Genomic DNA, 5,913 nt, shown 5'->3' on the forward strand with positions numbered 1-5,913 from the left:
TCGGTCTCTTGTTTGCCATTCGTGGTCCTCCGTTTCCTAAACATAACGGTGGACCAGTTCAGTGGGGGAGGCTCAGAATCCCGCAACAAAATCCGACGAGTTTTCAAGCGCCCACGTGCGAACCCCCTGATTTGCCAATGCTCCAACAAGGACATCAAAAAGCGCTCTATTGAACCTGCTTTCATATTCACCATCGACGAACTTTCGACAAAATTTCTTTTCGGGGAAAATCTGAATACCCGCGGCGATGGCTTCGTTCATTTTAGACAAACGAGAGCTAACTACTTCAACTTCGCTTTCGTCATCGGCGAACGAGCTGTTGTATCGAGTGCATAACTCATCGAGAAATTTTTTTAGATCACCGGCGTAGACCAGATCCGGATCAGAAAAAGCCAGAAACCGAGCAGCTAGCTCGACATCGTTCATGCGTGGGTCAGGACTTTTCTTAGAAATTAGTTGATGCAAGGGACCGACTTGGTCTGTCCATTGAATGATGAACTTCAGAAAATCCCCTGGGTACAGCGACATCCGCAGCTCCATAGGAGACAACTTCACGGAGCCTGAATTCAGGCGATGAAATATCTCGTAGAGTATTCTGTCATCTTCCCAACCTCGTATTACCGCTGTTCTTTGAGTTTGGTTGAGGAGTTCAAATCGCCAATCGTCGTTTTGTTCGATTTCTTCCCAAGTCTGACCCTCAAGATCAGACAAGACTCGTAGGTTTTTTAGCCGGAACTTTTGCCCACTAGGAAATTCCCCATCTATGAACTCTTTTATGGTCAGCAGTCTTTGTTTGCCGTCCAATACCAAAAAGGACTTACTGCTGCCACCACTGGCCGAAAGCAAAATCTGTGGAATGGGAATTCCGAGAAAGAGAGACTCGATAAAGCTAATTTTAGCCTTGGGGGACCATACATTTCGCCGTTGAAACTCGGGGATAAATTAATTTGACTGCCTATTTGTCGGTACAGCGTCTCGATGGTCCAGTCGGTCGGCGAGATCAGAAGTGAAGCGAACTCCGCAGCCGTAACATTGGAACTCTCCCCTTCTTCGGTTGGTTCCAAATCCTCAAACGGTTCGTCTCTGTCTTGGTAAGCCAAACTGATCTCCTGCTTACTTTTGGCCACCCTACTTCCAATTTGTTGGCAGTCAATCAATCGACTCTGGTTGCGGTCTCGTCGAGACCAATCGAATGTCAGCTTAGGGGCCCTAGCGGCCGGCTGCACGTGCGGCATCCCAGCGACGTTGCAACGACGGCTTAGGGCTCAAAATCCTTGTTCAGTCTCACTGCAGAGAAAGTCGGCAGCGAGCCCTTAGTAACGAATGCTGCACTCGGAACCAATGTCAGTTACCGGGTCAGTGTGCTTTACGTCGGGTGGGATTGGGCGGCAGTGATATGTAAGCTCTACATTACGTATAGAAAGTCGTCGACCCGTGCTAAGGTCAAGCCTCCACAAGGAACTAATCTATGTACCGTGTCCGACTTTTTGCCACTCGCCACGCACGCACATTTGAATGGATCTACAAGCGTGTCGAGCAGGTCATGGTGGCGCTGGACCCCCTTATCGCAAAAATTGGCTACAACCGTGTCGAGCGCCCGATTGCCCTTTTCGAGAAGGGAGTGAAGACACTTCTTTTCGATTGCAAAATGTGCGGCCAATGCGTGTTGTCCTCAACCGGCATGTCCTGTCCGATGAACTGCCCCAAACAGCTGCGCAATGGCCCCTGTGGCGGGGTGCGGCAGGGAGGGTATTGCGAGGTGAAGCCTGAAATGAAGTGCGTTTGGGCGCTGGGCTGGGACGGGGCCAGCCACATGAAAGACGGGGCCGCGAAGATCAGGGAGGTTTTGCCACCTGTCGATCGTAGTCTGCAAGGCTCTTCCTCGTGGTTGCGCGTAAGCCGCGAAATGGCGACACTGAACCGGGAAAAACGGGATGCGGCCCGCATGGCCCTTGCTGACGCCTTTCCAGAGGCACGATTGCAGGAACCAAGCTCGGCTCCTCTGGCAGACGAGCCACCCAAGGCCACGACCTCGGGGCGCGGCACATGAGCGATACCTCACCCATCGAAAACACCCTGCTGCCCTATGCCAAGCCGCCTGAGGGTCATGTCTCTCACAGTCGGCTTGAGCGTGTTTTGCGCTCGGGCCGCTTTGCCGTGACGGCTGAATTGAACCCGCCCGACAGCGCCAATGCGGCGGATGTTTTTGATGCGGCCCAGCCCTTGGGAGAGGTCGCGGATGCGATCAATGCCACCGACGCATCGGGGGCCAATTGCCATATGTCCTCCATCGGCATTTGCGCTCTGCTGACCCGCGCGGGCTATTCTCCGGTTTACCAGATTTCCTGCCGCGACCGGAACCGCATCGCCATTCAGGGCGATGTTTTGGGGGCTGCCGCGCTGGGTGTCAGTAACGTGCTTTGCTTGACGGGCGATGGCGTGGGCGTGGGCGATCAGCCCGGCGCGAAACCGGTGTTCGATTTTGATAGCCTCAACCTGCTGCGCACCCTGCGCACAATGCGCGACGAAGGTGTGTTTCTGTCGGGACGAAAACTGTCCAGCCCACCGCAGCTGTTCCTCGGGGCGGCAGAAAACCCGTGCATCCCACCTTATGAGTGGCGTGCGGACCGCCTGACCAAAAAGGTCGAGGCCGGGGCCGATTTCATCCAGACCAACTATATTTTTGACATTCCCCTCTTTGAGGCATTCATGGAGCGGGTGCGTGATGCCGGCATGGACAAGCGCGTGTTTGTCATCGCCGGGGTCGGCCCTCTCGCCTCGGCCAAGGCGGCGCGGTGGATGCGCAGCAACGTGCCGGGCATTCACATCCCCGATGCCATCATCGACCGGTTGGAGGTGGCGCAAAACCCTTCGGATGAGGGCAAGAAAATATGCATCGAGCTGATCCAGCAACTGCGCGAGATTGTGGGCGTCTCAGGCGTGCATATTATGGCCTATCGGCGCGAACACCTTGTCTCCAGCATCATCCTTGAATCGGGTGTTCTGGCAGGACGGCGCAGGCGGAAGAAAGGTTAACCTGTCTGGTCGAATAACCATTGCGTGTCGTCATTGAACTTTCGGAACAGCCGACCACTTGCAGCGATTGGCAGACTTCTAACCGTGCTGCTTTTCGCTGCAGACGCAATGTGCGGATTGCTGCCGTTGGGGCGGGCGCGGCGAATTCACACTTTGTTTGCGTCCTGTGAATTCGCCAACTAAACCTCGAAGGTCTGCAATGGTCGACAAACCCGACGAATGCAAACGCAGCAGTCAAATAGACCGGGAACGGCAGCTTTGGGCTCGGAGCGGACATTCGAAGTCAACAATAAGGAGCCAAGGTCTGCTATGCGGACGAAGCCGCCGGATTGGGTCGCCTGCTTAACTTTGCTTTCTCAGATTGGAAGGCCTGCTTTTAGCCATCCATCCCGCCATTGCTCCGAGCATTCGGGAACGCTGAATATGGGGAGCTTCGTTTGTTCTTTAATGTCGAGATCCGGACGAAGTTCCTTCAGTTCAGATACCGCAGCCCTTGCTGACTCAAGGTCTCCGTTTTGAGCCAAGGATGCGATGAGCATGAGATGAGTAATCACGAATTTCGCCCTAATGGCCAAGGCGTTTCGATTGGCCTCTACAGCTTCAGCATAGCGGCCAAGTTGGAAAAATGCGGAGGCTTGCCCTACATAGGCTGCGTGCCGCATCGGATCTTTCGGACTGAGATTGATCGAGTGTGTCGCGTGTTCGAGGGCTTCTTCGGGTCTGTCGAGAAAATTCAGATTGATGCCAGCGAGCATGTGAACGGTCGCAGCATTTGGATTTTCGGCTAGTGCTTGTTTGAAAACTGCGCGAGCTCGCGGCAAGTCTTGTGCAAGCATAGAGATTGAGTGTGCGGCGTAAGCCAACGCGATTCCATCCGCGCGGTCACTTAACAACACACGTTCTGCTGCGGTTACGGCTGCTTTAGGCCCTTCATCAATCGGCTTAAGTCCCTGTACCATCCTTTGGATATGCAGCCACGCAAGCAATCCAGCTGCCGACGAATAATCAGGATCGCGCTCCAACGCCAGACGTGTAAGGCGAATAGCCTCACGGTTGTCTTCGTCGGTCAGCAGGTGAAAATGTGACTGAGCCTGGAGATAAAGTTCATACGCGTCGAGGTTTTCTGTCGGTTTCGCCCGAGCGCGGACCGTCTCGGCATGGCGAACGGACGGTTCGATTGCCGTGACAACTTCCTGTGTGACCTGATCTTGAAGGTCAAAAACATCATCCAGCATCCCATCGAAACGATCGGCCCAAATATGGCTGCCATTCTCTGCATCAATTAACTGTCCTGTTATCCGCAGACGCTGACCCGCGCGCCTTACAGACCCTTCAAGCACATATCTCACGCCGAGCACCTGCCCGACTTCGCGAATGTCAGTGCTCTTTCCTTTGAATGTAAAAGACGAGTTTCGCGCCACGACCATCAACCAACGAAACCGAGACAACTCAGTTATGATGTCCTCGGTAATCCCATCGGCGAAAAACTCTTGTTCAGTGTCGCCAGACATATTGTCAAACGGCAGCACAGCAATACCGGGTTTCTCCGATTTGACAGTTGGACTTGTAGCCGCCGAACCGACAGGCCACTGCCACACGCCAACGGGGCGGGCAATGTTCTTCAATTCGGCCTGCTGGCCGCCAGAGAACGAGGCGGCGGCATTCCTGTCTAGGCTGTTATGTGCGGTGTCTGAAATCAATATTTGCCCCGGTTCCGCTAATGCCTCGAGACGGGCAGCTATGTTGATACCGTCACCGAATATGTCATCACCTTCCGAAACGACTTCCCCGGTATGTATGCCGATGCGGATTTGGATTTCCTGTGGTCGGTCAGCAATCTGAACAGCAATCGCGCATTCTGTCGCGGCTGATGCGGAGCGAAACTCAACAATCCATCCGTCGCCCATGCTTTTGACCAGTCGCCCATCATGGGCTGCTAAAGCGGGTATTAGATGATCCTCACGGAAAGCCTTGAGCGCTTTGAGTGTTCCGTCCCTATCCTGATCCATCAACGCCGAGTATCCGGCGACATCAGCCGCCAGCACCGCAGCAAGCCTCTTTTCCATGTTTCTCTCCCCGCTTGTTGGAAGCTAGCTTGTAGAAAGAGCAATGTCAGCCCGGTAGTTAGAGCAAAGGGGTTCCATCAAGAAAGCGCGACCGCTTTGGGCTCTTACCGTTGGTAGATACTAGCGGCAGAGAATGGCAGCAGGGAACCCAAAGCTACGTGCAGATGTGCTTGATCTTACGGAAGTATCACAACTACCTTTCCAGTATGTTTGTCCGTTTTGTCAGCAATAGACCTCATCCCAATATCAACGCAGAACTCGGTATGTTTGCGGCCCGCGACCATGTTGATTTTTCTAAGCAGAAAGGGAGCATTCAGAGAGCACATGAAGAAGCATTCTACTGGTTCAGCGCAGATGGCGGTGGCGGGTTAACCTATCCCCGGCTCAAGGGAAAGGTTCGCACACCCGACGTTAGAAGGTCGCTGTTTTGGTTTCGGGAAGATGCCAAATTTTTCCGTCGTGAGGCTGGTAGCGTTGTTGTACGGGCGCGCGAACTGGCAGCCGTTCTAACTCTTGCGGGGTGTGAGATTCGCGAAATAAGAACGAGAACTCCGGGTAAAATAATCTGGGAAGACAGCCGCCAAGTGCTCGCGCTGCCAAACTTCGAAAGAGTTCCTAGAGCGTTTTGAGCTGGGTTGTCGAACGGCAACTTCGTCCGCGCAGCAGGCGCTCAGAAAAACTTGCCGACTGACCGCTTCGAGCCCATAGTGACGGATGCTGCGATTTGGTCGAACGACATGGTGTGATCGCGGTGGTCGCTCTCCTTGGGCAAACGAGGCCTGATATTATCAGCCTCACCAATCAAAAGCCG

At 53.9% G+C, this 5,913-nt stretch carries 5 protein-coding genes; 3 read left to right on the plus strand and 2 right to left on the minus strand.

Features of this window, described 5'->3' with window-relative positions; all coding sequences use genetic code 11:
* Positions 1-72 precede the first annotated feature (72 nt).
* Positions 73-939: a DUF262 domain-containing protein gene (locus AC2FI8_RS24360; RefSeq protein ID WP_496781233.1), complete on the minus strand. Its 867-nt coding sequence runs from the start codon at positions 937-939 to the stop codon at positions 73-75.
* 529 nt (positions 940-1,468) lie between these two features.
* Between AC2FI8_RS24360 and AC2FI8_RS24365 the strand changes: the two genes are divergently transcribed.
* Together AC2FI8_RS24365 and AC2FI8_RS24370 are read left to right on the plus strand one after the other, a co-directional pair.
* A complete protein-coding gene (locus tag AC2FI8_RS24365) occupies positions 1,469-2,050 on the plus strand; it encodes a methylenetetrahydrofolate reductase C-terminal domain-containing protein (RefSeq protein WP_496781230.1) in 582 nt (193 codons plus the stop codon).
* The gene (locus tag AC2FI8_RS24370) at positions 2,047-3,036 is read left to right on the plus strand and encodes a methylenetetrahydrofolate reductase (protein ID WP_496727384.1); all 990 of its coding nucleotides are present in this window, start codon (positions 2,047-2,049) and stop codon (positions 3,034-3,036) included. The genes AC2FI8_RS24365 and AC2FI8_RS24370 overlap by 4 nt, the downstream gene beginning before the upstream one ends.
* A gap of 356 nt (positions 3,037-3,392) precedes the next feature.
* Here the strand turns inward: AC2FI8_RS24370 and AC2FI8_RS24375 are convergent, their stop codons facing one another.
* Positions 3,393-5,102: an adenylate/guanylate cyclase domain-containing protein gene (locus tag AC2FI8_RS24375; RefSeq protein WP_496781231.1), complete on the minus strand. Its 1,710-nt coding sequence runs from the start codon at positions 5,100-5,102 to the stop codon at positions 3,393-3,395.
* Between the two features lie 170 nt (positions 5,103-5,272).
* On the opposite strand from AC2FI8_RS24375, the gene AC2FI8_RS24380 reads away from it, so the two are divergent.
* A complete protein-coding gene (locus AC2FI8_RS24380; protein WP_496781232.1) occupies positions 5,273-5,731 on the plus strand; it encodes a hypothetical protein in 459 nt (152 codons plus the stop codon).
* Positions 5,732-5,913 lie beyond the last annotated feature (182 nt).

The sequence above is a fragment of the Ruegeria sp. CDSB029 genome (assembly GCF_059611125.1).

What these genes read in the sequence shown, in the direction of transcription:
- AC2FI8_RS24365 (WP_496781230.1), top strand. Translation starts at nt 1,469, where the DNA reads ATGTACCGTGTCCGACTTTTTGCCACTCGCCACGCACGCACATTTGAA.
- AC2FI8_RS24370 (WP_496727384.1), top strand. Translation starts at nt 2,047, where the DNA reads ATGAGCGATACCTCACCCATCGAAAACACCCTGCTGCCCTATGCCAAG.
- AC2FI8_RS24375 (WP_496781231.1), bottom strand. Translation starts at nt 5,102, where the DNA reads ATGGAAAAGAGGCTTGCTGCGGTGCTGGCGGCTGATGTCGCCGGATAC.